Annotated in this window: 3 protein-coding genes; all 3 read right to left on the bottom strand. The window is 43.6% G+C overall.

Annotation, left to right across the window (positions count from 1 at the left end):
- The coding region (locus CXF78_RS00710; RefSeq protein ID WP_102035704.1) for a DUF2937 family protein at positions 1–412 on the bottom strand (412 nt) is incomplete at its 3' end.
- A 191-nt stretch (positions 413–603) separates the two neighbouring features.
- On the bottom strand, positions 604–954 hold the full coding sequence (locus CXF78_RS00705) for a cupredoxin domain-containing protein (protein ID WP_102035703.1): 351 nt from the start codon (positions 952–954) through the stop codon (positions 604–606).
- Between the two features lie 9 nt (positions 955–963).
- The coding region (locus CXF78_RS00700; RefSeq protein WP_145991280.1) for an HAD-IC family P-type ATPase at positions 964–1347 on the bottom strand (384 nt) is incomplete at its 5' end.

Here is a 1347-nt window from a genome sequence, read left to right as displayed (position 1 = left end):
TCGCCTCTGGTTTCAATAAAATTACATGGTTATAAGCCTGCCAGACCTCAGCTTGAATGTCTTTTTGTGGGGCTAATGCTATTTGCTGATAAGGACTATAACTGTGTTGATTAAAACGACCCAACGCTTCGGTGAGTGATGTATAACGTTGGTATATTGACTCAATACTTTCACCACCAGCACTAAAAACCGGATCGTTATTTTGTTGATAGTGACGGATAAGTTTACTGATATCTCCAGCAAAAAAACGGTCCGCATCGCGCTGAAATTCTGCCAAACTGAGCTTAGCTTCAAGCTGATGAGCTTCAAGTCGTTGGCCGTATTGTTCGACAAACGCAGGGACTTGAATACCAATCAAGACACCACAAATAAACAACACTAAGCGAAAGTAATCCATTAAACGTCGTATCATGATGTCATCGAAAAATCAGTAGTAAATGAATCGTCAGAATATCACCAATTACGCAAGTAAGCATCTTGAATAAACAGATGTTAACTCGCCATATTACAAAGTCAGTTGATACTCTTTTTTAAGGTTGATGTAGCCCAATAGCAAGCATCAAGATTGCCCTGATGCTTGCCGAGCATTGCTGCTATTTAGGATTACTCAACTAGTAATACCCCTTTGTACATCTGCATTTGGCAATGAAACGGATACTCTCCTTTGGCTAGAGCTGGCAGCGAAATAACCACAGATTTGTCCATAGGCAGCTCTTCGCTAATGTCTAAGTCAGGAAATAACAAACTGGCAGAGCAACCGGCTTTGTCCTGTCGTAAAAAGGTTAATTGTGTCGCTGTATTGGCCGGCACAGTTATCCTTGCCGGAGAGTAAACGCCGTCTTTTACCACAATAGCGTTTGTTGCTTGATGAGTGGTGGCTTTGGGTTTATATAACCAAAACCACCAAACGATAAGGGCAATCAATGCCACACAAAATAAGTTAATTAATAGCATCATTCACTCCTAGTGTTGTTGAGGGGTAAAAAAGCGTAAACGATTGGCATTGGTCACCACGGTTAATGATGAAAATGCCATTGCAGCACCGGCAACTACTGGGTTAAGCAATACGCCAAATACCGGAAATAACACCCCTGCAGCGAGCGGAATACCCGCCATATTGTAAATAAACGCACCGACCAGATTTTGCCTAATGTTGCCTAACGTAGCTTTACTCACCGCGATGGCATCTGCCAAACCGTGAAGCGATCCTCGCATTAGCGTTATATCGGCACTTTCAATCGCCACGTCTGTTCCGGTGCCTATGGCAAAGCCGACATTAGCCAGAGCCAACGCTGGAGCATCATTAATGCCATCGCCGGTCATACCCACCACCTCACCTAAGGCTTG

The sequence above is a fragment of the Shewanella sp. 11B5 genome (genome assembly GCF_002836795.1).
Classification (GTDB): Bacteria; Pseudomonadota; Gammaproteobacteria; order Enterobacterales; family Shewanellaceae; genus Shewanella; species Shewanella frigidimarina.
This window is presented reverse-complemented; position numbering and strand designations above follow the sequence as displayed.

Bases quoted from the DNA above. Each gene is read 5' to 3' on its own strand.
- CXF78_RS00705 (WP_102035703.1), bottom strand. From the start codon at position 954: ATGCTATTAATTAACTTATTTTGTGTGGCATTGATTGCCCTTATCGTT.